At 69.7% G+C, this 23814-nt stretch carries 24 protein-coding genes; 10 read left to right on the top strand and 14 right to left on the bottom strand.

Annotation, left to right across the window (positions count from 1 at the left end; all coding sequences use genetic code 11):
* Nucleotides 1-1041 precede the first annotated feature (1041 nt).
* Complete coding sequence (locus tag N8I87_RS43940) at nt 1042-1800, top strand: hypothetical protein (RefSeq protein WP_263217553.1); 759 nt, start codon at nt 1042-1044, stop codon at nt 1798-1800.
* Nucleotides 1797-2270 (top strand): helix-turn-helix domain-containing protein, encoded by a 474-nt coding sequence (locus tag N8I87_RS43935; protein WP_263217551.1) that lies wholly within the window; start codon nt 1797-1799, stop codon nt 2268-2270. Before N8I87_RS43940 ends, N8I87_RS43935 begins: the two co-directional genes overlap by 4 nt.
* A gap of 609 nt (nt 2271-2879) precedes the next feature.
* Here the strand turns inward: N8I87_RS43935 and N8I87_RS43930 are convergent.
* The 7 genes from N8I87_RS43930 to tpg (N8I87_RS43900) all read right to left on the bottom strand — a co-directional run bounded on the left by N8I87_RS43930 (nt 2880) and on the right by tpg (N8I87_RS43900) (nt 7478).
* Nucleotides 2880-3041 (bottom strand): hypothetical protein, encoded by a 162-nt coding sequence (locus N8I87_RS43930; protein WP_263217548.1) that lies wholly within the window; start codon nt 3039-3041, stop codon nt 2880-2882.
* A 113-nt stretch (nt 3042-3154) separates the two neighbouring features.
* Nucleotides 3155-3526: a toxin Doc gene (locus N8I87_RS43925; RefSeq protein WP_263217546.1), complete on the bottom strand. Its 372-nt coding sequence runs from the start codon at nt 3524-3526 to the stop codon at nt 3155-3157.
* 1 nt (nt 3527) lies between these two features.
* The gene (locus tag N8I87_RS43920) at nt 3528-3785 is read right to left on the bottom strand and encodes a type II toxin-antitoxin system HicB family antitoxin (RefSeq protein WP_263217544.1); all 258 of its coding nucleotides are present in this window, start codon (nt 3783-3785) and stop codon (nt 3528-3530) included.
* A 497-nt stretch (nt 3786-4282) separates the two neighbouring features.
* The gene (locus tag N8I87_RS43915; protein WP_263217542.1) at nt 4283-5260 is read right to left on the bottom strand and encodes a CopG family transcriptional regulator; all 978 of its coding nucleotides are present in this window, start codon (nt 5258-5260) and stop codon (nt 4283-4285) included.
* Nucleotides 5257-5808 carry a hypothetical protein gene (locus N8I87_RS43910; protein ID WP_263217539.1) on the bottom strand — a complete coding sequence of 184 codons (552 nt, stop codon included), beginning with the start codon at nt 5806-5808 and terminating at the stop codon, nt 5257-5259. Before N8I87_RS43910 ends, N8I87_RS43915 begins: the two co-directional genes overlap by 4 nt.
* Before the next feature lie 183 nt (nt 5809-5991).
* Nucleotides 5992-6780, bottom strand: coding sequence for a hypothetical protein (locus N8I87_RS43905; protein WP_263217537.1), 789 nt, complete (start codon nt 6778-6780; stop codon nt 5992-5994).
* A 104-nt stretch (nt 6781-6884) separates the two neighbouring features.
* The gene (gene tpg / locus N8I87_RS43900; protein ID WP_263217536.1) at nt 6885-7478 is read right to left on the bottom strand and encodes a telomere-protecting terminal protein Tpg; all 594 of its coding nucleotides are present in this window, start codon (nt 7476-7478) and stop codon (nt 6885-6887) included.
* Between the two features lie 101 nt (nt 7479-7579).
* On the opposite strand from tpg (N8I87_RS43900), the gene N8I87_RS43895 reads away from it, so the two are divergent.
* The 3 genes from N8I87_RS43895 to N8I87_RS43885 are packed head-to-tail and all read left to right on the top strand — an operon-like array spanning nt 7580 to nt 9877.
* Nucleotides 7580-7939, top strand: a complete 360-nt coding sequence (locus N8I87_RS43895) for a DUF8825 domain-containing protein (RefSeq protein WP_263217535.1) — start codon at nt 7580-7582, stop codon at nt 7937-7939.
* A gap of 2 nt (nt 7940-7941) precedes the next feature.
* Nucleotides 7942-8481 (top strand): DUF6233 domain-containing protein, encoded by a 540-nt coding sequence (locus N8I87_RS43890; protein WP_263217533.1) that lies wholly within the window; start codon nt 7942-7944, stop codon nt 8479-8481.
* 16 nt (nt 8482-8497) lie between these two features.
* Nucleotides 8498-9877, top strand: coding sequence for a hypothetical protein (locus N8I87_RS43885; RefSeq protein ID WP_263217531.1), 1380 nt, complete (start codon nt 8498-8500; stop codon nt 9875-9877).
* Nucleotides 9878-10013: 136 nt separating this feature from the next.
* On the opposite strand, the gene tpg (N8I87_RS43880) is transcribed toward N8I87_RS43885, so the two are convergent.
* Nucleotides 10014-10571 (bottom strand): telomere-protecting terminal protein Tpg, encoded by a 558-nt coding sequence (tpg, locus tag N8I87_RS43880; protein ID WP_263217529.1) that lies wholly within the window; start codon nt 10569-10571, stop codon nt 10014-10016.
* A gap of 6 nt (nt 10572-10577) precedes the next feature.
* The gene (tap, locus tag N8I87_RS43875; RefSeq protein WP_263217528.1) at nt 10578-12818 is read right to left on the bottom strand and encodes a telomere-associated protein Tap; all 2241 of its coding nucleotides are present in this window, start codon (nt 12816-12818) and stop codon (nt 10578-10580) included.
* Nucleotides 12819-13109: 291 nt separating this feature from the next.
* Between tap and N8I87_RS43870 the strand changes: the two genes are divergently transcribed.
* Complete coding sequence (locus tag N8I87_RS43870) at nt 13110-14384, top strand: OB-fold nucleic acid binding domain-containing protein (protein WP_263217527.1); 1275 nt, start codon at nt 13110-13112, stop codon at nt 14382-14384.
* A gap of 42 nt (nt 14385-14426) precedes the next feature.
* Here the strand turns inward: N8I87_RS43870 and N8I87_RS43865 are convergent, their stop codons facing one another.
* The 3 genes from N8I87_RS43865 to N8I87_RS43855 form a co-directional block, all read right to left on the bottom strand.
* Nucleotides 14427-15134: a hypothetical protein gene (locus N8I87_RS43865; RefSeq protein ID WP_263217526.1), complete on the bottom strand. Its 708-nt coding sequence runs from the start codon at nt 15132-15134 to the stop codon at nt 14427-14429.
* Between the two features lie 38 nt (nt 15135-15172).
* Nucleotides 15173-15694, bottom strand: a complete 522-nt coding sequence (locus tag N8I87_RS43860) for a hypothetical protein (RefSeq protein WP_263217524.1) — start codon at nt 15692-15694, stop codon at nt 15173-15175.
* A gap of 105 nt (nt 15695-15799) precedes the next feature.
* Nucleotides 15800-16486 carry a hypothetical protein gene (locus tag N8I87_RS43855; RefSeq protein WP_263217522.1) on the bottom strand — a complete coding sequence of 229 codons (687 nt, stop codon included), beginning with the start codon at nt 16484-16486 and terminating at the stop codon, nt 15800-15802.
* A gap of 278 nt (nt 16487-16764) precedes the next feature.
* Between N8I87_RS43855 and N8I87_RS43850 the strand changes: the two genes are divergently transcribed.
* Nucleotides 16765-17673: a DUF4231 domain-containing protein gene (locus tag N8I87_RS43850; RefSeq protein ID WP_263217521.1), complete on the top strand. Its 909-nt coding sequence runs from the start codon at nt 16765-16767 to the stop codon at nt 17671-17673.
* A 377-nt stretch (nt 17674-18050) separates the two neighbouring features.
* Nucleotides 18051-18254 (top strand): hypothetical protein, encoded by a 204-nt coding sequence (locus N8I87_RS43845; RefSeq protein WP_263217520.1) that lies wholly within the window; start codon nt 18051-18053, stop codon nt 18252-18254.
* Between the two features lie 71 nt (nt 18255-18325).
* On the opposite strand, the gene N8I87_RS43840 is transcribed toward N8I87_RS43845, so the two are convergent.
* A complete protein-coding gene (locus N8I87_RS43840) occupies nt 18326-20008 on the bottom strand; it encodes a hypothetical protein (protein WP_263217519.1) in 1683 nt (560 codons plus the stop codon).
* 254 nt (nt 20009-20262) lie between these two features.
* On the opposite strand from N8I87_RS43840, the gene N8I87_RS43835 reads away from it, so the two are divergent.
* Nucleotides 20263-20604: a hypothetical protein gene (locus tag N8I87_RS43835; protein ID WP_263217518.1), complete on the top strand. Its 342-nt coding sequence runs from the start codon at nt 20263-20265 to the stop codon at nt 20602-20604.
* Nucleotides 20605-20687: 83 nt separating this feature from the next.
* Here N8I87_RS43835 and N8I87_RS43830 read toward each other — a convergent pair whose 3' ends face one another.
* Nucleotides 20688-21497 carry a DUF6042 family protein gene (locus N8I87_RS43830; RefSeq protein ID WP_263217517.1) on the bottom strand — a complete coding sequence of 270 codons (810 nt, stop codon included), beginning with the start codon at nt 21495-21497 and terminating at the stop codon, nt 20688-20690.
* A gap of 472 nt (nt 21498-21969) precedes the next feature.
* Between N8I87_RS43830 and N8I87_RS43825 the strand changes: the two genes are divergently transcribed.
* The gene (locus N8I87_RS43825; RefSeq protein WP_263217516.1) at nt 21970-23799 is read left to right on the top strand and encodes a hypothetical protein; all 1830 of its coding nucleotides are present in this window, start codon (nt 21970-21972) and stop codon (nt 23797-23799) included.
* The last annotated feature ends 15 nt before the right edge of the window (nt 23800-23814 follow it).

Here is a 23814-nt window from a genome sequence, read left to right as displayed (position 1 = left end):
CCACATCGCTGCGCGATGTGCAGTGGGGCGGTCGCTGCGCCCCGCTGGCCCGCGCGATGCGCGGCGGTCCTTCCGCTGCGCTCCAGGGACCGGTGGGGCCGCGCGATGCGCGCCTGGCCGGCCGCGCATCGCGCGGCCGTGGCTGGCGGGGTGTCAGGTGCGGCTAGTGGGGCCTCTAGTAGGGGAGTTGTGGAGTGCTCCGCACTCCTGGGCGGGTCCGCTGCGCTCCCCCGCCTGACGGTCCTTCCGGCTGCGCCTCCAGAATTTTGTAGGCCGCTGTCGCGGGCCGGGCTGGCTACGAGGGGTGCGGGTCGCTCGTTCGTGTGGGTTCCAGTGTATCGCGTGCATCAGGTTGATGCAGCATGTACCGTTGGCGGAAACACGAGACACCCCCCAACCACCCGGACGGGGCGCGTCTTTTGATAAGGCGTCAGCATGCGGATTCGGTCCGTCAACTCACGCGAGGAATCACGAATTGGGGAGCTTCGGGCCTCAGTCGAAGAACGTTACTTCAGATATGGGAAAGGGAGAATTCAGAGGTTCGGAGGTACCGGAGCCGAACGGCCCCCAGGGCCGGGCGGCGGAACCCCCGGCGGCGCCAGCCACGCCTTGCTGCTGCTTGTCTCGTCACGGCGGGCACCACCCGAGACTCAGAGCCGCTGGTGCCGCCTACGGTCTGCGCGGGCCCACGGGCCCGCACGCGAAGCCGCCTCAGCCACGACGGGTCCGGCCGGCGGCTGCGGGTGGACCTCGGCCACCTAATACTTACCCAGATCAAGAACCCGCTGGTCAGAGGCGTGCACATCCGGCGATCTGTCACCTCAGGAGGTACACAACGCCGCCGATGTGTACCTCCTGAGGAGTCACATCGAGGCCCGAATGTCAGCCAGGCCGACGGTTCCGAGCCCGAAACGTCAGCCACGCCGACATTCGCGACGGCGTCCCGTTGAGCGGTCCGCCGGAGCGCGCAGGGGGGAGATCTGTCCCCCCTGAGGGGACACAACACGCCGGAACGTCAGCCAGACCGACATATCTGTCGGAGTGGCTGACATACTTCTGCCGTCCAAGATCAGCGAAGTGGAGAGCAGCCTCGTGTCATCCGAGCCACAGCGCCGCCATCCCGCACCGAAGCGCGCGCCGCGCCGCCCGGAGCTGCCCCCCAACGATGAGATCCAGGCGTGGTCCAAGCCGGTCCAGCCGGTCGACGACCTGGACTCGGTGGCCAACCGCTACCCGGACCGGCACCTGTCGCTGAGCAGCAAGCGCAAGCCGATGGAGTTCTACGACACTCCCGAGCGGCCCAAGGCCTTCTCCATGGACTCGCTGGAGTTCTTCTTCCTGATCGCGCAGTACTTCCGCGAGGCGCTGCCGCTGCGGCTGATTCTGCTGATGATCGCCTGCCAGAAGGCCGGCGGGCAGATCCGTCTGACCCAGGAGGAGATGGCGACGGTCCTGGACGTACACCGAGGGAAACTCAACGAGGCCCTCGCGGAAGTCATGTCGCACGGCATCGTCTTCAAGGTGCGCCGTGGCATCTACCAGTTCAACCCGCCCTACTCGTACCGTGTAGCTGAGTTCATCCCGGGCACGGAGATGATCGAAGCCGAGTACGTCCAGGTCGACCAGGACAAGACGATCGCGAAGATCCGCAAGGATGAGACCCTGCCGGATCTGGTGCGGTTCCCGTCGCTGGAGCACATGCGCGAGGCGATCGAGAACCTGCGCAAGCAGCGGGCCGAAGAACGCGCTGCACGCCGGCTGGCCCGTGCCCAGCGCCAGGAGGAGGGATCAGCCCAGTGAGCACCTTGAAGTGGTCGGCGACCAACGCCGACGGTCTTCTCGCCGACCTGGACCTGCCGCCCGCCGCCTACCGGGCGCTGCTGAAGCTCCGGGCTCGCAGCGAGGCCGGCGGCCGCATCGCGATGGACCAGGCCACCCTCGGTCAACTGCTCGGGCTCAGCCGCCCCAGCGTGAACGCCGCGCTGCGGGAGCTGGAGCTGGCCAAACTGGTCAAGAAGGTCCGCAACGGCGTCTACCAGATCAACCCGATGCTGGCCGGCTACACATCCCCCGAGGAGGCCCTGGCCGCCGTCAAGGCGATGCCCAAGGCGGACCGCCTGGACAGCAAGACCTACGTCGCGGACTACCACCGGGCCGTCGCCGCCTACCAGGACCAGCTCGCCGAGCAGCGCAAGAAGCGCGCGGCCGCCGCGGCCGCCAAGAAGGCTGCGGCCGCCAAGAGGCGCGGCTCCCTGCACGCCGTCAGCTGACCCGGCCGCCCGCCCGGCCGGGTGACACGACATCAGTGGCGCCGCACCCCTCCGGCAGGGGCGCGGCGCCGCTTTCGAGTGCGGGCGGTGGGTGTCAGATCCGGACGGGCGGCCCCATGGGCGGGGAACGCGCACCGGCTTGTCCCGCCCAGCGCAATACATCGTTCCCGCCCAGGGGAAACCACAGGTCGCCGAGGTGCTGCACGAGAGGGCGGTATCACCAGAGGAACCGTGTTGTTCTGGAGAAGCAGAACAACCGGCAGTCCGCGGGCAGCCGCGTACATCCTTCCCTCGGAGGGGAAAGGCACAGGTGAACGGAGACGGCGAGCAGCACCAGCCTGGGCGCTCCATGCAGTAGCCGTGCATAGATCTCATGCATAACATCGCAGATCTGCGATGTTATGCAGACGCCGCTGCCGGGCTACTGCCTCGGAGGCAGCGGCGCCGGCTGCCCAGGTGCGGCCGTCCAGTGGCCAGGTGTCCTGGGTCGTGCGAATACTGCGCACCGAACCCTGAACCGGCTCACCCCAGGAGCAGCGGGCGCCGTGGGGCGGGGCTGGCGGTTCCAGCTGCACCGCCCGCGACCGGTCGGATCTGCGGCTGTGGTCGTCAGTCGATGCCGAGAGCGCGGTGCACGGCCTGGCGGGCGCGGGCGACGTCGGCGTCCGAGGTTGCCTCGTCGTCCTCCACGCCGCTGAGCCACTCGCCGATCTCGTTGGGATGCCAGCGGTCGAGGTCGGCGGGGATCTCCAGAGTGCGGCTATCGGTCACCGTGTTCCTCCTTCGTACGGTCACCGTGGTTAACGGCCGCCGCCGCTGCCAGGTTGTCGGCGAAGAACGAGCAGCAGGCGGTCTTAAGTCCTGCTTCGGCGCCGGCCCGGTGTTCAGAGCCGCCAGGAGCGGATGCGGTCGGCTGCGTCGTACCCGTCGGCGCGGCCGGTGTCGATGTCGCGGGCGAGGTCGATCAGCGCGCCGTAGGGCGGGTCGATGGCCTCGCCCGCGGCGTCCATGTAGGACACGACAATCGCGGCGCCGTACAGGGCGTTGCGGGCCGGGAGGGGGCGCAGCCGGATGACGGCGTGCATGAGGGCGGCCGCGCGCCAGGCGTTGTCGACGGTCACGCCGACCTGCGGGGTGTTGACGCGGTGGCGGGCGATGGCGGCCACGAGGTTGGAGAAGTCGTGGACTTCGGGGTGCTTGGGCAGCACCTCCGCCTGGCGCTCCAGCAGCCAGCGGATGTCGATGTGGAGCTCCACGTCAGGCCGCCCGCCCCGGGGCCTCGGCAGCGTCCAGGCGGGCGGGGGCGTCGTCGGGGAAGGCCGCGTCGAACGCGTCCGCGTTGTCGGCGACGAACTGGCGGAAGACCTCCGCAGCGCCTTCGAGGCGGGGGTCGCGGACCGCGTTGCGTGCGGCCTCGGTGATGAGTGCGGTGACCGTGGTGCCCTCGGTCTCGGCCCGCTCCTGCAGCTGCGCGTGGAGGTCCTCGGGGACCCGGATCGTCACTGATTTCGACATACCTCGAACGTACAGCAGGGCGTACAGCACGGGTACGGATTCGGCAGAATCACCCCGAAAGAGACGGCCCCAGGCCGACACGGACCCAGCGACCCAGCCGCCCGGCCACCATGCTGGGTCCGGCTGGCCGCCATGACACAGATCGGCTGATCAGTGACACAGAAGGCGTGTCCACCAGGCAGGACCCGGGGTCGATGACACAGGTCGCAAGACTGATCAGTGCCTGCCTCCCCCTGCGGGAGCGGGACGTGAGACCTTCGCGGCACCTCGGGGTGGCTACGTTCCGTATCGCACACGAGGGCACGCGAGGCAAGATCATGAGTGTCACGCCCTGCCCGCGATCCGCCCGCAGAGGGGGTTCACTGGCCTTAAAATCGGACATACGCGGATGTATTCGAGGTAGCGTGACGCTTTTCCGGGAGTGCGTGACAGCCCGTGTCATGCTGACAGAGCGTGAGCGTGACACGGGCTGTGTCCGGTCTCGGGGGCGGCGGGCACTATCCCCAGCGCCGCAGCTCTCGTGTCAGCTCCTGGTGCCACGCTGTCCGGCGTGATGTGCGATGGCCATCGGGCGGAGTGCCAAGGGCGACCACGGGATCGGTGATCTGGTAGGTGACCCGGTAGGCCAGGACATCGGTCGCGGCGTCCATCCAGTCGTTGGCGTTGCGTGAGGGCGCCATGGGACCGAGCGCGGTGACGAACCACACCGGCAGCAGCTCCGCGCCGCTGAGGGCGTCGGAGAGCCGGCTGCGCAGCCGAAGCCGCAGCTTCGTGTTCGCCCGCTGGCCGGCCTCGATCGCCTTGGCGTTCTTCGCGCGCAGGACGTCGTCCGCCTCCAGCTTCTGACGGGCCGCCTCCGCGCTGGTCGTCAGTGGCCCGATCCGGCTGTGAGCCTGCTGGGCCTTGGGTGCGGACTCCTTGAAGTCGCGTTCGGCCGCCTTCCGCTCCGCGTCTGACGCCTGCGTGGTGGCCAGGACCGCGGCGGCGCGAAGGACCGCGGCACGGTGCCGACCCCGTTCCTCCCGTGCGTGCTTGAGATGGTCACCGGCCAGCTTCAGCCGGGTGCGCTCGTAGTCGGGCAGGAGGCCGGCCTGCGCGGCGAGGCCCTTGTTCACGGTGACCGTCAGGGCGTGCAGTTCGCCTCCGCGGTCCTCATCGAGGTCGACGACGACGGCTCCCTCGGCTTGGCGCAGGTACCGCTCCAGCGCCGCCACCCGGGTAGTGAGCCGGTCCACGCTCCCGTCGACTTCCGAGATGCGGTCATCAAGGTCGCTTTCGACCCGCTCGGTCTCCTCCTTCGCCTCCCGCAGGTCGTACTCGAGACTGTCGACCCGGCGGGGGATGCCCTCCAGCTGGTCGACGGCGTCCTCCACCTCCGACAGCTTGGAGCTCACATCGGACAGGGAGTGCCGGAGGCTGGTTTCAAGGTTGTGGACCTTGCGGTCCAGGCTCGTGTACGACCCTTCCAAGCTCACGCTGCCGCCTTCCCTTCCCGCGCGTGTGCGGCGTCGGCGTCGGTCGCCAGGACGAAGCTGCCGATCCAGCCGGCGGCCGCGGCGATCCAGAACCATCCGGGCAGCACGTCAAAGACGAGAAGGGGCACCAGCACGGTGACCGCCCCCAGGGCGCCCGCCGCGATGCGCAGCTCCCGGTGTCCCTGAACCGGGGCGTCCATCCCGCTGGTCACGAACCCGACCAGCAGCTGGAAGACGGCGAGAGCGACCCAGCCCCAGCCGATCCAGCCGGTCAGCGGCGCCAGCGTGAGCAGTACGGCCCCGAGCATGTGCACCCGCGCCGACCAGGTGAGGGCGCTCTTGCTGACCTTCCGGTGCGGCTCTTCCCGTTTCGCAGGGGCCTGGGCTTCGTACTCCAGCAGCGCTGATCCGGCGTTGACCAGCTGCGCGAAGAGCGCCTCATAGCGCGGATGGTCTTCAGGCAGGCCCTGTAACTCTTCGAGCACCGAGCTGATGTCCCCCTGGAGACCGGCGACCTTCCCGGCTATCTCGTGATCGATCTCGCCCACTCGTACCCCCTGTCACGACGCGCCGACGGAACACTTCCCGGCGACGGCCCGCACCAGCCGCAAACTGATCGACCGTACCGACCCGCGTCCGAAGTGAGCTGGGCAATGATCAGAAGTGGCCGAATCCGCGCTGCCCCCCTGGTGCCCAGACCGCCACAACGGCCTCGAGCTCCTGGCGCTCGCTCAGGCCGGGCTCCCCGCAGGGTCGTTCGCCCCGCCGGCGCGGGTGAGGAACGCCGCGAGATCGGCGGCGGCCTCGGGGTCGGCAGCGGCAAGCTGTGCCGCGAACGCCAGCTGGCCCGGGCTTGCGTCCGGGACCAGGCGGGCGAGTTCGGCGAGCAGCGCGGCATGCGCGAGTAGCGGCGGCGGCAGGAGGCCGGCGGCGGCCTCGCGTGCCGCCGGGCCCGCGTAGTGCCCGCGGTGCGCGGCCAGCGCGTGCGCAAGCCACGCGTCGACGTCCGTCTGCACGTACGACCCGGCGCGGCGGGTGAGTTCGTCCCGGACGGCTTCGTCACCCTCGCGGGGGTCGGTCTGCTCCAGCGTGCCCAGCTCACGCAGCGCCTGGAGCTCATCGGCCCGGGCGGCGATCCGCTGTGCTTCGCGCAGTTGGACTTCCCGCTCTGCGGCGGCCGCGGCTTCGGCGGCGAGTTCGGCCTGGACGACGTCGTCGGTGTCCGGGGCGTAGACGGTGCCGGGAGCGGCGGCGGCGAGCAGCTGGTCGATGCGCTCCCACTCCGCGAGCTCCGCGCGGCCGCGCTCATCGTCGGCCAGGTGCTCGTGCCTGGAGTCCTGCCGCGCGTCGACCCGGGCGTCCTCGAGGGCGCGTGCGACGGCGCCGGCGTCCATGCCTTTGGCGCGGCGGCGGACGACGCGCCGGCCGACGCGGGCGTGGTCGAACGGTTCGCGCGGCGCGGCCACACGCGGGGCGAGCGGGCGGCGGACACCGCGCCGGGGCGGCCAGGGCGTACTCATCAGGGCCTCGCATCCGTCGTGCCGAATAAGAGGTGGGCCGTCGCCAGAGCGCTGTACGGCGACCCACCGAATACGGTTTATAGCAGGCCCCGAATTCAGCGTGGTCAGAACCGAAAATCTATGCTGCGGACGCGCGTGAAATCCGCGCGCAGACCATCGCAGCGGGTGCCCCAATCCGTGAAATACGACTCGGTGATGGCCTCCGCGACGATCGGATGCAGGTCCTCCTCCGTCGCACCGGCCTCCTGCATCCGGAGGATCTCCTTGGCGTAGGTGGGCGAGATCGGCGTGCTGATGAACCGCTCGCGGCCGTCGTCCGAGGACCCGGAGGCGGTGAACCCGAAGTAGGCGTACACCTCCACCTGCATGCCGCCGGAGGTGGCCGCGCGCTCCCTTGCTCGTGCCCTGACCTGCGGTTGCCACTCCGAGGCGGTCTCCTCCGTCAGGGCCTCCCGGAGCTTCTTCTGAGGCTTCTTCAGCTGTCCGGCGCGGTAGCGCTCCACTGTGCGGGTGGAGACGCCTAGGCGCTCCGCCAGGTCCTTGGCGGAGTCCTTCATGCGTGTGAGGAGGAATTTCACCTGGGCATTGGCGGATTTAGGGGCAGGACGGGTGAAGACCTTGCGCTCCGCCCGTACGAGGGCGTCCAGGACCTTCCCGCGACGCGGGGCCGGCTGCTGCGAGTCGTGCTGATCATCCATGGAGGGAAGCGTCCGTCAGGTCACCTGTGGACAGACGGCAGCGAGCACGCCCCCGGTGTCGTACGGACGGCGCTGTCGGCGGGTCGAACTACTGTTGGGCCGTGACGACGTACGACTATCCCGGCGATCTCCTCCAGGCGCAGCAGGACCTCAACGAGGTGCGCGCCAGCCTCAATGCCCTGGTCAAAAGGCTGCCGTACTCCGTGGAACCTATGGAGTCGTGGCAGCGCCCCGAGGGCTACTGGCTCGCCGCGTCCCCGGCCTACCCCGCCTCGCCGGGCTGGTCGGAGGAGGAGCAGAAGGACGTCGCCGCGCGGCGGGAGCGGGAACGCGACCTCGCCGCTCTGATCGTCACGCACCCGTTCTGGAACGAGGTCGCCGGGCCCGAACGCCCCGATGCCCGTTCCCAGCTCAGGCACGCCCTCGGCAACGGGGACGGCGAGGACCAGGAGGCCGCGTAGCCGTGGCGGACACCCCGCCTGAGCCGCCGCCCATCACCGTGGTCCTCCCGGACGACCAGGAGGTCACCGGCCGTCTGCACGAACGCCGACAGACGCCGGAGGGCTGGCTGTACAAGGTCTCGGTCCCGGCCTGGATGGTTCAGGACAGCCAGGTGGTGCCCTCCTGGTACACGGTGTGGGTGCAGGCCCCCGCCCACGTGAAGCCGGTCAAAGGCGTCTCGTACGACGACGTTCCCACCGAGCGCCTGGAGAATCCGTCGACGGCGCGCGAGATCCTGGGACCGCGCAGGCCCTCCGGATGGGTCCTGCAGAAACTGGACGGCGGCCGCGGTCCGGGCCGGGGCATCGTCCACGCCGTCGACTGCGAGGAAGCACCCGCCGGGGCGCCGCCGCTCACCCTGGACCAGGCGCTGGACGCTGCCGAGCATCCGGGCACCCGGCTGTGTTCCCTGTGTGGTGCGGCGGCCGAACTCGACCCCGTACTCAAGGGCTTCGAACCTGGCTTCGGCAGTGCGGAAAACGACAGCGGGGAACCGTCGTGATCGTCACACTGACGGGATGAGCTTGTTCCACGCTGACGCCTACGACCCCGACGACATGATGGTGCACCCTCGCCATCAGGCGATGCAGTCGGTCTTGGTTCAGCTCATTCAGCAGCTCCGCGACTGCGAGACGGTGGAGGCCGGGGTCGATTTTCAACGGGACCTGCTCAACCGCCTGCTGGAAGTGGAGAAGGACCGGGCGGGGTTCAAGCGTGTCGTCAAGCGGATGCGCAGCGGCAAGGGGCCGCACCAGGAGGCGCCGGAGCCCCAGTCGGGCCGCGACCTCGCCGACGTGGCGACCTGGCGGTTCGAGCAGGACGTGTGCGACCGGCTGGCCCGCCAGCTGCGCTCGGTCGGCGACGCGCTGGCCTGGCGCGTCTTCGGCTTCCACCGCCCGTTCATCCTCGCTCTGTGCCGCAACCAGTCGCCTGGCCTTATGCACGGCAAGGCAGGACTGCAGGCGGAACGCGAACACGTCGAGAGGGCCTTCAAGGAGGACGGTGCTTTCGCACTCCTGCACGACCTGACCAACTGCCTGCGCATCGGCGACATCACGGTCTGGGACGGCGTGCACCCGCCCCACACGGAAGAGATCAAGACCAACCCGAACAACACCAAGAGCGCTCAGCTACGGCGGATCAACCAGGCTCGTGCGGCGGTACTGGACGGCGGCCCGCTGCCCGGAGACAACGCCTCGGAGCTCCTCTACGACCTGAACCTGCCGCTGCGCACCCACCTGGACCTGCTGCGCGAGGCCCTGGATCGGGCCGCGACCGAGGGCATCTACGCCACCGAGGTGCCCGGCAGCCGGGCCCTGTTCGTCATGGACCAGTACGGATGTTCCCAGCAGGGACTGTCCTCGAAGCAGTACAACCAGCGCCTTCAGCAGACAGTCGACGCCGCCGTGCAGTGGGCAGGGATCGCGGCCGGCCGCGAGGACCACAACATCTACGCCACCAGCCTCGACAGCACGGCCCGCGACCCGCTGAGGGTGCCCTGGGCGAACTACCCACTGCATCCCGTGGCCTGCGCCCGCCTGATCGCCGACTACACCGTGGCCACCGTGGAGACCTCCGGTCCTCTCCTGGCCCGGCTGCTGCAGGTGGCCGGCCTGGACGCGCGCTGGGTTCGCCCGCCGGGGAAGGCAGACCTCCAGCCGGGCGAAGTCGTCATGGAGATCCACCAGCAGGAACAGCTGCGGGCCGTGGCACTGCCGGGAGGCCTGACGATGACGCCCGGCTGGACGCTGCAGATGCGCCGCTCCGAGCTGGAGCGCTACCTGCTTGAGCTGCTGCGGCCGGGCTCATGGGTGGCGGGCATCAAACACGTCCTCGCCGCACGGCAGGCCGGGCGGCCATGGCCGCACTACCGCAATGAGCACGAGATCTGGGTCTAGCCGGCCGCCAGCCAGTGACCCGTCCCGGTCCTGCGCGTTGAACACGGCATCGCGTGCATGAACATCCGACCCCCCCGCGGATACGCGAGCGCGCCCCGGACTAGCCAGTCCGGGGCGCGCGGCATGTTCGGGACGTCTACAGGTCGAACTCCAGGTGCTGGATGTCGGTGAAACGCACCTCCTCCAGCTGGCCGGCGCGGCGGCCGTTGTCCTGGAAGTACACCTCCTTGAGCGCTTCGGCGGCGATCTCCTGCAGGCGCTGGTCGGTGGCGCCCTGCTCCTGGGCCTCGAAGAGGCGGGCGGCGTACTGCGGTGGCAGCGCTACCGTGAGGTGGCGCAGCCGGTCCTCGTCAGTCGAGCCGATCGGCGCGGTGTAGCCGATCCGGGCCTGGGTGTCGATGACGATGCCGCCGGTGGTCGCCGCCTTCTGCCGCGCCTGGGCACGGATCTGCGGCTGCCACCGCTTCTTCACCTCGGTCTCCAGCCGGGCGGCGAGGTCCGGGCGCGGCTTCTTGATCTGGTCTTTCACGTACCGCTCAACGGTGCGCTGGGAGATCCGCAGCATCTGGGCGACCGCCTTGGTGCCCTTGAGCTGCTTGACCAGGTAGCGCATCTGCGCACCCGCGCTCTTGGGCGCCGGCCGGGTGAACGCCTTCTGCACCGCCTTGTCCAGGCCGTCCCCGAACACGCTCATCGGCTGCTACTCCCCGTCGTCCTTGTTGGTGACCTCACCGGTCTTGATGTACCGGGCGAGGTTGAGTTCCGGCGCCTCGAACCGCTCCCGGACCTCTTCAGCCCACAGCACGGTCTGGGTGCCCTCGTGCTTGACCAGCCCAGGGTTCACCCCGAGCTTCCAGCCGCCCGGGAGCGGCTTGCCGTCCTTGTAGGGCAGGAAGTCCAGCGGCGAGGGGCCCTCGGAGGCGTACACCACGCAGTCGGAGAGGATCGCGACCGGGTACTGCCCGGTGTAGGCCGCGTGCTTGACGATCTTGCGGTGCATGTTGATGCGGGTGCGGGAGATGACGGCCGCGCGGATGTCCGGGCGCCACGTCGGCCTCGACAGAGCCCGCCACGGCTCGCCGGACTTCCAGCCCTCGCCGCGCGGGCGTTCGCGCAGCTTGCCCAGGCCGCCCTTGACGGTCGCCTTGACGGCGGAGACCACGATCGCCAGGTGCGGGTCGCGGTCCTTGTAGCCGTCCATCGCCTTGAGGAACTCCTGCGGCGGCAGGTCAGCGGGGACCCCGAGGTCGGCCATCGTGTCGATGTACGCGTCACGCAGCCGGTTGTACCAGGAGTCCAGGTAACGGCCGTTCTCGTAGCGGACGTTCGCCTCGAGGGGGGCGACGTCGTAGCCGAGCTCCACCGCGTAGGCGACGGTCCGCGTCTCGTACCAGGCCGGACCGGTCGGCCGCTCGCCGGTCGGCGTGAACGGGCTGGGAAGCAGGCTCGCGTCCAGCTCCACCCACTCCTTGCCGACCTTCACGCGGGACAGGTCGACGTGGGAGAGGTCGACCAGCCAGGAGCCGGGCAGCTTCGGGTCGAACACCGGGTTCTTCACGTTCGTCGGCTCACCGAGGCCGACGACCAGGCCGTTCGCCCCGGCCGCGAAGGCCATGTTGACGTCGATGCCGACCAGGTACCGCTTCGTGCATTCGTCGTCGGTGAGCGGCCGTGCCCAGTCGAGGATCTCCTCGAACAGCTTCTCCGCCGGGGTGCGGCGGTGGAAGCGCGGCAGGTCCTTCAGCAGCGGGTGTCCGTCGGGGACCTCGCACGGCGCGGGGTCGACGGGATCCTTGCCCAGGCTGCCGGGGTTGTGCTCGCTGTGCCGCTTGCCGTTGGCGTCCGGCTCGGAGGCGCGGGTTGGCGGGTGGAAGGCGGTCATCAGCTCCAGGCTGGTCACGGCGGCCGATCCGCGCGGCGTCATCACCCGCGACGCGTACGTGCCCAGCATCTGGGCGAGTTCGGCCGGCGGGAGCTGCCCGGCATCTCCCCAGTGGCGGGTGTCGAGCGCGTTCCACGACGGAATGCACAGCTGCACGCAGTTGCGTTCCGAGCCCTGCGCCGGGCGGTAGATCCGCGCCCACGGCCCGAACCCGCGCTTCGTGAGCTTCCAGTCGGCGCGTGCCAGCTGCTTGATGACCTTGTGGCCCTCCGGCAGGCGCCCGGCGAGCCGCTCTTCCTCGGTGAGGGCGACGGGAAGGCCGTAGCGCTCCAGCGCGGCTTCGGTGAGCACGATCAGCGGGTCGGCGTCCTTGCCGGGGCCGGACAGTTTCGGCTGCCCGAGCTTCGCCTCGCGCAGGGTCCAGTCGACCAGGGCCGGGATGGACTTGGCGGGCACGTCCAAGACCAGGCCGCCGACGCAGTACGCGAGGACCTGGCCGTCATTGTCGACGTCGACGACCGCGAGCGGACCGTTGGCGAAACGCGGGTCGGTACCGGCCGGGGTGTTCGCCGGGGCGGCCTTCCGCGCGGCCGGGCGGCGCGACGTCGACGACGGCCTGGCGGTGCGCGCCGGACGGGACGCCGCAGCCGGAGCCGATTCGGGCGTGGAGGCGGGCCGGGTGTTCTGTTCAGTCGTCATGACCGCAGCCTCGGAGACCGGGCCTGTGGACACGGGCCGCGTTCCCGCCGCCGGGGCGGGAGCGTTCGCGAACGTCTCCGGGACGGCCGTGTCCTCAGCGGGAGCCGCGGAGTTGAGGTCGGCGGGGTAGAGCTCCGCGAGCTTGCTGAGCAGGCGCGCGTACGCATCACGCTCGGGGGGCCTGGGCTCCGTCTTGCCGGACTCCCAGGCGCTGACGGTCGCCCGCCGCACCTGCAGAGCCTCAGCGACCTCGTCCAGCGTGAAGCCGTGGGCCTGGCGCAGTCGCTTGCGTTCCGCCGGCGGCGGCAGCGGGGACCGGGACGCGATCAGCGCGTCGACCCGGTCGAACAACTCGGACATGGAACACCTCCTGTTCCTCAATTGTAGCGTGAACCGTACGGATCGCGTACCAAACGCGTACAGATAGCGCACATCTTGCGGGATTGGGTTGCTAGCGCGGCAACCGCCTCCGAGGTGGTCAGGCCCGTACGAGCGATCCGGCGGCGGCGATGAAGGTGCTGTGTGCGGCCCGGGCGACGGAGGCCGCGTACCAGGCGGCCCCTTGCGGACCGCCTGGCCTTGGCCCGTCTTTTCACACACCTGCCATTCGTGATCCCCTAAAAGCCCTGTGGATCAAGGGGGTTGGAGGCGTTGGAGAAGGCGCGCCTGTACCAGGACGGCAAGGTCGGCAAGAGGGTCTTCGCGCACGAGATCGACGACGAACCGTGGTGGCGCCGCGAGAAGATCCCGTTGATCTGCGCGTTCTGCATGACGCGGGTGGTGTCCCAGCGCACCACGGTGGGCCGTGCTCCCCGGGCCGCGCTGTTCCGGCTCGCCCAGGACCGGCAGCACGAGGACATCTGCCCCCTCAACCCCACCGAAGTCCTGCAGAAGATCGCGCACGGTTCCCAGGGCGTGGCCGTGATCGAAGGCGACGAACTGCACCTGGTGCTGCCCGACGACCTGGGCCAGATCGACACCGGCCCCACAGTCGACACGGGGCCTGCCGCCCCCGGCGACCCGTTCGGCGTGAACATCTCCACGGTGCGGCCGCTGCTGCCCCCTCTGATCAACAGCGCGGTCGTCATCGCCCGGTTCCTGCAGAAGCACGACTACGACCCGGACGTGGTCGCCCAGTTCAAGGTGCGCCGCCCCGGTGAGGCCCAGACGGTGGGCTGGGGCGAGTTCTGCCACGGCCCCGCATCCGGCGACCATGCCCGGCTGTACGCGCGCCTGACCGGCGCGGCGAAGCCCGAGCACCCGGTAGCCGTCTACGGCCGTGTCACCGCTGTGGAGCGCGACAGCCAGAAACGGCCGGTCCTCCGGCTCGCCGACGGGCGCGGCTTCACCGTACGCATCCGGTCCGAACACGCCAGCTTCCTCAACCCGCTCGCGCCCGGCTCTTTCGTCCTGGCCGTCGGCACCTGGAAGGTCTGGACACCCCGCAGGGGCAGGCCCGAGCTGCAGATGTTCGCCGAAGAACACTGGCAGCTCGCCCACTGGACGTATGACGCCGCCACCGGCCGAAGCAGTCGGCCCGCCTGCCCGCCGCCGCTCTCCCTCGCCCAGCGCACCCTCCAGCAGACCCGATCGGCGGCCGCCGCACGCAAGCCAGGACCTGGACGGGCGGCCCGCCTCTCCCCCAGGCCGCCGCGCCCAAGCGGGCCGCCCACATCCGACGCGCCGCCACCGACTGCCACACCGCCGGTGCCGCCGACGACCGCAGTGCCGCCGCCCGCAGCTTCCCCTGCCCCGCCCACGCCGCCGTCCCCGCCCGGTCCGGTCGTACCGGATGAGGTCCCCACTGAGCCCGCACCCCCGGCACGCCCGCCTGTGCCGCCGCGACCCTCGACACCGCCACGACCGGCTGCTCCGCCGCGTCGCCGGACGCGGCGGAGCTGGTGGCCGTTCGGCCGCCAGCGCTGAACCTGCGGCGTCTGGGCGTCGGCAGCCCGACCATGTGCTGTGTCAGGTGGGGATCTGGTGGGGCAGCGCGCCGGCTCGGGACCGCTTCAGGTACCAGCTGATCTCGTTGGGGAACTGGTCGGCAAACCGCAGGAGCCGTTCCAGGACGCCTTCGTACAGCGGGTCCGTACCCAGGCGGTCGAAATCGGTGAGCCGCCCCGCCCACAGGGCAGATGCCTCCGTCGGGACGCCGTCGCCGAGCTCGGCAGCACACTCGATGACGCCCTCCACCGAACGCAGCAGTTCACGGCGGTCTTCCTCGTGCCGGTCCCGGAACGAACTCTCGCGCGCGATCAGCAGGTCGCTGCACGGGATCGACAGAGCATCGCGCAGCTGGCCGAGGGCTGGCTCCTCGCAAAGCTCCGTCACCACGGCTGCCGTCAGGGCGGGCCGGCCGCCCACGACGCGGTCCAGGATGCTGGTGCCGAGCACCACGGCCGCGCTCGCGTAGCGCCAGGCGAGCAACCCGACGCCGCGCTCGTAGCGGTCGGCCAGACGGCCAAGCCGGTGCAAGGCGTCGGGGTGGTGGGTCAGGGCTCGGCCCTGCGTATACACCTGCGCGTTCTCCTCCAGCCGGTAGCAACGGCCGGTGAGGGCGAGCGCGGACTCGTACTCGTGCCGCAGGTCCTGCGACGTAACGTGCAAGGAGCGCAGCGCCTCGACCTCGAGCGCGGTCAGCGGCGCCGCATCGGTGAATACCGGAAAATCCATGGGTGTCGTCTCCTCAGGACACTGTCGGGTGTCGTCTGTCAGACCCTTTTCGGGTCTTCGCGCGCCCGCCATTCCCGGCGGGCGTACTCGCGCACGGCGTCGCGCTGCGCCTCCGTGCAGCCTTCCTTCAGCGGCGGCGGTATGTCGCCGGTCCGGCTCGTGCCGTGGCGCAGGTCGTGCTCGGCCAGGTGGCTGGCGACGCTGGAGGCGTCGGTGCGCACCTCATCCGCTTCGTCCGGCCCGTCGGGCTCCTCTTTGTAGGGCCAGGGCAGGTAGCCGCCCGGCGGGTGGCACAGGGCGAGCACGTCCAGGACGACGGCCGTCTCCAGCAGCTCGTCTCGGTACTCCATTGCCTGAAGGCGAACGGCGGACAGCACCCGGTCCTGATTGCCCTGCTCGTGCGCGACGGCCAGGTCCTTGCGATCCATGATGTGGCCGTAGAGCAGGGCCGGAATGAGTTCGGAGATGCGGACCAGGTGCTCGCCGTATACGGCCTGTGCCGCGCGGCTGGTCACCCAGCCCGGCCACGGCTCGGCCGGGGACGCTCGGTGCGGGATCATGCACGCCACGCTACCGGCCGCGTACGACATCCCGGCCCGGCGCCAGCTAGCCGAGCGCCGGGCCGGGCAGGCGTCAACTGGCTCACGTGGCAGGGTGGTTGACGGTCAGGTGAGGGGGACCCAGCCGAGGAAGATGTGGCCGGCGGCGCCGTAGCGCAGGACGTCGTTGGGTCCGGTCGCGGAGACCGGCTCGAACACGGTGGAGACGCCCAGCAGCAGCCCGTTCTGCTTCCGGCACGCCTTGATGGTCTCAAGGTCCGCCGACGACGACCACTGTCCGTCCAGGCCTGCGTCAATGTTGATGGTCGATCCGGTCAGGCGGGCGCGGGGCGGGGCCTGGTCGGCCACCCACTTGTCGACGACCAGCTCACGGCCCATGGGGCGGAACCCGCGGGCCCGCCAGTGCCGTTCGGTGTTCACCGCCCAGCCGTCGCCGCCGTCCTGGTCCAGGGTGACCGCCTCGAGGTGCGGGCAGACAATGAACGTCGCGCGCGGGCCGCGCTCGCCGTCATCGACCGGCAGGGTGAAGAAGCGGCTGGTCCACGACAGGTGAGCCCCGGCTACGACCGCGCGGACGTGGTACCAGCCCGACGGGCGGCAGCTCTGGTGATTGAGCATCGCGCTCAGAAACGGCCCGTTGTCGTCGATTGTCAGGGCGGGCGCATCGGCGCCGAGCGGCTTCCCGCAGGTCTGGCAGTCCCGCTTGTGCAGGTGGGCCGCCGCCTCCGCGAGGGTCTTCTCCGACAGCCGGGTCCTGATCTCGTCCGCGATGAAGAGCTCGGTCACTGCCATGGATGCCTCCTGAGCAAACGGGAAAGGGGGGGGCGGATCTGCTGGTTCGGCTGCCGCACATCCTGTGCAGCTGCCGGCACCGGCACGCGGCCGGCTGTCACACTGCCCGGCTCTCGCTGCGAAATGACCGAGACCGCATCCTTGCGGTGTCGTCGGCACTGCGCCGCTCATGGCAGGGTCATCGGTGATCGTGAACAGCCAGGCTTTGCGGGGGAGTTCGTCGTGCGCCTCACCCCTGTGGGCCCGCTGCCCAAATCGGAGAGGGAGGGGCGCACCAGGTGGGCCGCCACATCGACGACGACTTCCCGCGCCGGATAGCGAACGCGGATGCAGCGCTCGCGGAAGGAGAGGGCTCTGCAGACGAGCCGCGGACCGTGCGGTACCTGACGGTGGCCGTGCGGAACATGGAACGCGCCATCGCGAAGACGCGGTTCATCACCCGAACCCAGCGCGTGTGCGTCGTCGTCGGCGTGGTGGCGCTCCTGGCCGGGGCGGCCGGCACCATCCTGGCCTGGGGAACCTCCCTCCCGTTCCTGAAACCCGCCATCGGCTGCGGGCTTGTCGCACTGCTGGCCGCCGCGCTGTGGATCGGCGTATGGGATCGGCCCCGGGATGCCGGGGATGGTCAGCGCACCGTGTTCAAGCCGCTTCCGGAGCTGGAAGCGCTGGCTGAGGCGCTCCGTTCAGAACTGGCGATGGCCCGGGCGCAGGAGTACCCGGAACTGGGCGACCGGCGCAGCCGCTACCGCGACGACGTTCGCGGCATCATCCAGCAGTACCAGGGCGAAAGCCGCCACTACCGACGCGTCCACAACACGCTGCAGACCGTCATCATGGTGGGCTCCGCCATCGCCACCACCGCATCGTCCCTGGACACTGAGCCGCTGAACTGGCAGAGGATCACCACGATCGCCGTCAGCTTCACCATCACCGTGTCCGCGGCCATCACCGGCTACTACAAGTACCGGGAGCGGGCCTACTTCCTGCAGCAGACCGCCGACGCCGTCGAAGAACAGCTCAATGGCTACGAGTACGGGGTCGGCGACTACCAGGATGACGACCAGGACGCCGCCCTCGCCCGGCTCACGCAGAACGTGGAAGGCCTGCGCAACGAGCAGCGCCGCCGCCAGCAGCAGCTGGATCAGCCCACTGAACAGGCGACGACCGGCAGCCAGCCGTCGGCCTGAACACGTGTGCGTGTCGCGAGGGTTGGTGCGCGGTCCTTCCACTACAGTGCGGGGCGCGTGCGACATGCGCGAGCCTGGGATGCCGACGTGTCCCGGGTCGGCCGACAACAAGGCGCCCCGAAGCGGGCTTGAGCCTTATTGCGCTGTCTGAGTGGCCGTTGCTGGGCCTGTGGCTGATGCCTCGAGAGCCCGATTGTTGAGCCCACGACCCCCTGCTTCCCAGCTCACCGGGATGAACAGCCATAGTGCGGCCCTGGCAAGGCACCGAGACCAGTGAACGTCGGCACGGCCTCAGCAAGACCCCACGTAGGCAACGTGGTGGTCGGGCTGAGAGCCGTGTGCCCCAGGTCCGGCCACCGGAAAGGTCATCCGGACCGTTGGAGTTCAACCAGTCGTTCGGCGTCAAAGTGCTGCTGGTCGTGATCTGCGCCCTGATCTCGATAATCGTGGCCACCGGCGCCGGAATCCTCACCTACACCACCGGCGCGTCACTGGCCGAGGCCGTCCTCTCCGCAGGAGGTGCCTTCGCCGTCTCTATGGGGCTCTCTTTGACCACCTTGGCTGCGCTGGGCCTGGTCTGACAGCCGACATGGCAGCTGGGCCGCCGCGGAAAGGTCTGCGTACGGCCCAGCTATCCACCATCGCTCTCTGCCTACCTCTTCGGCGGGGGCTTCCGGAGACGGCTGTACTCCTTGGCCAGCTCGACTCGTGAGCGGTGCGGGCCGCCGGGGCTTTCACAGCGAGCATCAGGGCCCTGGCTGCAGTCGGGACACGTGACGTCGTACACGCGCCACGGAGACGGTGGCGGGGTCTGCTGTTGCTGTTTGGCCTTTCGTTCTTCGAGGATCGGCTGGAGCCGCTCGTCATGGGGGACGTTGCGCACCTCGCCGGTGCTGGTCTGGTTGTCGATGACGCAGTTGTGGCCTTGGCCGGCGTGGCAGCGCGGGCAGCTTCTCTTGATCCAGTATCGGCGTGCCACCTGCTTGTGCAGATTCCTCCGTCTGGGCTGCTGCTGGTCTCCGGCGGGTGCCGCCCGGGCGGGCCTGGCCGGGGAGGGCGAGGTCGGCTGGTTGAGGCCCGCGCGCTCCTTCCAGTAGGCGATCTGGATTGCTTCGCGGTCGCCCGTGAGGCTCCCTGCGTCGGCCGCTGCCTGGATGGCCTTCTCCACCAGGGGGCGCATCTGCGCAGGTTGCAGATGTCGCCCGGTGCGGCTGAGACCATCGAGGATGCCCCGGACCCGCTCGTAGGCCTCCGAGGTGAAGGCGGTCATGTAGTCGGCGGCCGCGGCCGCGATGACATCCTCGGTGTCGGTGCGGTCGTGGCTCGCGGTCGCGTTGACACGGGCCAGGAGTTCCCGGATCTGCTTGGTGCGCCGGGCGGCCACGGCCTCGTCCAGGCGGGCGAACAGGTCTCGCCGGACTTCGGCCTGCCCCTCCAGCCAGCGGTTCGCCCCCGCCACGGCCGTGTCCAGCTCGGCCTGAGTCTGCTGGCTCACACCAGTTACGGCGGCGATCTCGCCCAGTACCCGGTTGACCACGACCACGGACTCCACCTTCAGGGCATCAGCCAGCCGGCGCAGAACGACCTGGGCGCGTGCCTCGGTGCCCGGAACCTTCTTGACCTTGCCCGTCGGCCACCGTGACGGAGGGCGTGTGCTGCGGGCGCGGACGATCCGCTCGACCGCCGGCGTCGACAGCCCCCGCTCCGTCATCTCGCAGTCGTCCAGCGCGAACCACTCGGGTTCCCGCGCGAACGCCTCCGTGCCGATCTGGACCTTCCGGCTGGTGCCCTCGCTGTTCAGCCGGATGCGATGGACGTACCAGCGGTCGATCAGGGTGTCCCGCTCCACCGGCACCGACATCCCGAGCACCGGCTCGAGGCCGTCCTGGTCCCACGCCGGCTGAACCGCCTGGTCCAAGTGCACGCGCAGCCCGCCGTGCTGGAACTGGATGTCCACGACCGAGCCGACCGGCGCTCCCTCGGGCTGGGTGAACTCGAAGTCGGCCTGAAGGCCGCGGTTGCGGAGCCAGGCGGCGGCCTCGGACTTCACGTACAGGTGGTCGGCGCTGTTCACGCCGCGGGCGCGCCGCCCGCACACGTGCGGGTGCCCGTCGGGACCGGGGTAGTGGGCGAAGTGGCAGACCCGATCGGTGTACAGCTTCGTCGTCAGCTGGAGGCCGCAGCCTCCGAGCAGCAGCCCGCACCAGAACGTGTCGTGCTCGTGATGGCGGCGGAAGGCGTCCAGCTCGATCGCCTCCAGCGGCAGCATCAGCGGATCCTCCGAGTCCGCGCCGCCCAGGACCGCCGTCTGAATCTGCCGCCTGTCACCCTGCACGAACCCCCACCTTTCATTCCAACTTATCGTGCCACCAACGGCGTTGGCCTCACAGACGATCGACGTGCTCAAGCCGTCGTACGCAGGGGACAGGCTCGGCAGGAACAGCCGACGTGTCGGCCTGACGAGCGGCACGCTCCGCCCGGGCCCGCCGCAGCGCAAGAACCCGGATCGCTTCGGATTCGCGGCACCGCTCGCACCTCACCCGAAGGGGCTGCTTGGATAGGGCGACTTCGCCGCGAGAAGGGACTGCTATGGGGCTGAATATTGAGGTCACGTGGGATGAGCCGGTCACGATCGGCCTGCTTGAGCAGTTCATCAACCAAGCGAAGGCTGGCGGAGCATCATCGGACACCGTGCTTGAGGAGATCACTCACGACCAAGATCCTCAGGTTCCCCTGGGGTGGCGCGTCCCGGCAACGGGCACGGCAGGGCTGCCGCGTGAAGTAGCCATGCCCCATAGGCTGATGTGGAACATCCACAGCATGCTTGACCAGATCGGCAGCGGAGACGGAGACGTCCGAGAGCTCCAGGCCGAAATCAACGGGCTCGACAGCCAGTTGTGGGAAGCGCTGATGAAGCATGTGGGCCAGTGAATGCGACTGGGCTTGGCCGTCAGGCGACCCGGCCGGCCTTCCCGTATTTGTGATCTCTCTTCCTGCTGTACGACGGGCGGCGGCTACGGCCGGTCCAGTTCGCTGGGCAACGTGACCGAGAGCCTGCCGTCCTCGGTCATGCCCTGAATCCCGATCCGTGCCTGGTCGAATCGGTCCCAGTTGCACCGGATACGGAAGACTTTGTGCGACGGGAGGCCGTCAAGATCGAGGCTGGTGGCGAAGTCGCCCGCCTCGGTCAGGAGCCGGACCGCCTCGCGTGCGTCGTGGGGGTCGCCCTTGATGAGCCGGGCGAGCCGGTCCAGGCTGGTCACCACTTCCTCGTGGCGTTTCCCGTCAGGTTCGAAGAGCTCGATGATGCGGTACGAGTCGCCCTCGTATGCGCTGTCGATCCGAAGCTGCCTCTGGACAGCGGCTTCTTCCTCATCTAGGGGGAACACATCTGCGGGCGCAGGCGCGGGGACCTTGGGGTAGAAGCGCGCTACGCCGGTTCCGTCGGGCACCTCGTAAATGGCGCCTGCCGCCACAAGAAGGTCCAGGACATCGGTGTGGGTGCGCAGGGGCGGCCGCCCGTATGCAGCTGCATAGCGCTCAGCGTCCTCAACGTGCGTCGCGTGCTGGGCACGTTCTTCATCGTCGAGGTCTTCAGGGTCCTCCCAGCAGGAGGCATCCAAGTTGCCTTCCGGGTTGTCAGCGTTGCGCACCCCGCGCTTCAGATCCTCCGGAGTGGCCCCGCGCTCTGCGATCCCCACCCCCAGGAGCAGGAACAGAAGCGAGTACGGACGCATCCGCGTCCAACCGCTCCGCATGACCTGCTGGAGGTAGTGCTCGCGATCCTGCTCGGTCCAGTTCTTCGGCGGCTCGAACGTGGCCAATGCAGTCTCCTTGCAGAAGGGGTGGGAAATGAAGCATGCCAGTCAATGCAAGAGCGGTGTCTCCGTCCCGGCCGCCCCTGGCGGCCTTCGGCCCGGGCCCGGCACGGGGCCAGGGCGTGGGTGGCCTCGGACTCGCGGCGGCGGTGGATGCGGGCCGTCTCGATCGGGGCCGGCTGGTCGTCCGAGGATATCTCCGGCCGGGAACGCCCATCGGCTCAGCTCGCGCATCGCCCTGGTCGGCCACGCCACGGCCTCCGCGATGCCCGGGCCCACCCACGGAGCAGGCCTCGCCCACCGCCCTGCCGTTGGCCTGACACCGGTGCCGTGGCGGTGCTCGCGCATGCAATGGCAAGCACTGGCCCGATCGGTGCCCCGGCAAGCTCCTGTCGTGCGTGCTGCCTGCGGATCTATCGTTGACTAAGGGGGATTGGGGGTCGCCACGGTGCGCGACACGCGGCTGGTTCAGACTGCAGTGGTTGGTGATGAGCACTCGGACGTTCCGGTCGTTCTGCCGACCGAGGCGATCGAGCTGGACGGCTTCCGGCGCGCGCACGCCCACGACACGTTCTGGTGCGGGGTGCTCCTGGGTGGCTGCGGTGCCCAGCTGGCGCACAAGCTGTACATCGATCGTCAGTGTCATTTCCAGCACTTTCCGCAGCCCAACGGGGCCCCGCATGCCTGCCGCCGGCCACGGGTCGGTGAGTCGAGTGCCGACCATCTGTATGTGAAGTCGGCGATGTCCCGGTCCCTGCTGGAGCACGGCCGGGCCGGCCGGTTCGCCTTCCCGCAGCCGATCGGCTCGCTGCTGGACGTGGACCTTGAAGACGGTCTCTCCCTGCGGGTGCACATGGACGGCTTGGTGCCGCCGGACTGGGCCGGCGGCCGTACTGTCGTCCTCGGCCCCGGTGTGGTGCCGGATCCGGGCGTGCTGTCGAGCTGCCCGTATGTGTACCGGGTGCGGTGCGAGAGTGACGGGGCCGACCGGCGGGTCTGGATCGGCACGCAGAGCCTGGCCCGCTCGACTGACTGGGTACCCCTCGCCGACTGCGTGTGGACCGACGACGGCCTGATAACTCCGGCCGCAGCCCAGATCCTTCGTGACCATGCCGCTGCTCCCGCCCATGCGACGGAGACGGGACACTGCTCCGGTGCCCTGCCGAAGAGCGTTATCCGGTTCATACGCGGCCTGGAGGCAGCGCAGCGCTCTGGGACTGTCGAGCACGTGCGGCGCCTGTGCGCCGGCAGCGGCCCCTTCCTCGACAGCCTCGACGGCGCAGCCCGCGCCGAAGCCGAGCAGGCCGTTCAGGAGGCCCGGACGTGGTTGACCGGCCACGAGGACTACCAGCAGCGCGTGTTCGCCGGACTCGACCAGGCGGTCACCGAGAAGCGCGCCTTCGATGTGCGCTCCCAGCTGCCGACCGCCGTGTCGCTCACCCGCCGCGGTGCCAGCGCCGCCGAGCAGCGCGTCCTGGCCGCGGCCCGCGCCTTCCTCCGGGAGCAGGACGGCCTGCCCGCCGCCGGATCGGCCCGGACCGTACTCACCCCCCTCACCCTGCCCCCGCCACGGCGCCCCCAGCGCAAACGCTCCAAGCCACAGGAAGCACCCAGGTCACACAAGGCGCCGAAGGAGCAGCAGAAGAAAGAGCCAAAGAAGGAGAAGCCGAAGAGGGAGGAGCCGAAGAAGGAGCCGAACACCTCCCGGAAGGAACGGCGAGCACGTCGCGCGGCCGTGGTCCAGGCCAGGAGCATCCTTCAGCACCTCGACCAGCGATTCCATCTCTCTACTGCCGAGCAGCGGAGACTGACGGAAGAACTGGCCCCAGCCGTGGAAACCGCTGGTGACTGGCTGTCCGACAGTGAGCGGCAAGAGGCGAGCTTCTGGATCAGGAGGATGACCCGGGCCAAGAAGCGGGCCGAGGAACGCCAGGCGCGCCAGGCGCGCCGCGAGCTCGCTCCGGGCGTTGTGGAATCCGCCGCCGCTGCCGTCCGCGGGGCACTCAAGAAGGCCGCCCGCGAGCAGACCACCACCAGCTGGCACCGCCTGGAGCAGCAACTTGGCTCCGCACTGCCCCACATGACGCTCGCGGACCGCGTCCAGGTTCTGACGCTGGCCGACCGGGCCACACCGGCCGACCAGGCGCTGCTGTCCTGTCTGGTCGCCGCGGGAGACCCGGATATGACGACGCCGTACCGCGAGGTCGCCGGTGCGCTGGGCCTGGGCCTGCCCGATGACGACGACGATCTGCGCGACCTGCTCCAGGCAAACGTGCAGCAGGTCCACGAGCACTGGCGCTACCAATAGCGGTGGGGCGCCGGG

Origin of the sequence: Streptomyces sp. HUAS 15-9 (assembly GCF_025642155.1) — a bacterium.
In the GTDB taxonomy this organism is placed as follows: Bacteria; Actinomycetota; Actinomycetes; order Streptomycetales; family Streptomycetaceae; genus Streptomyces.
This window is presented reverse-complemented; position numbering and strand designations above follow the sequence as displayed.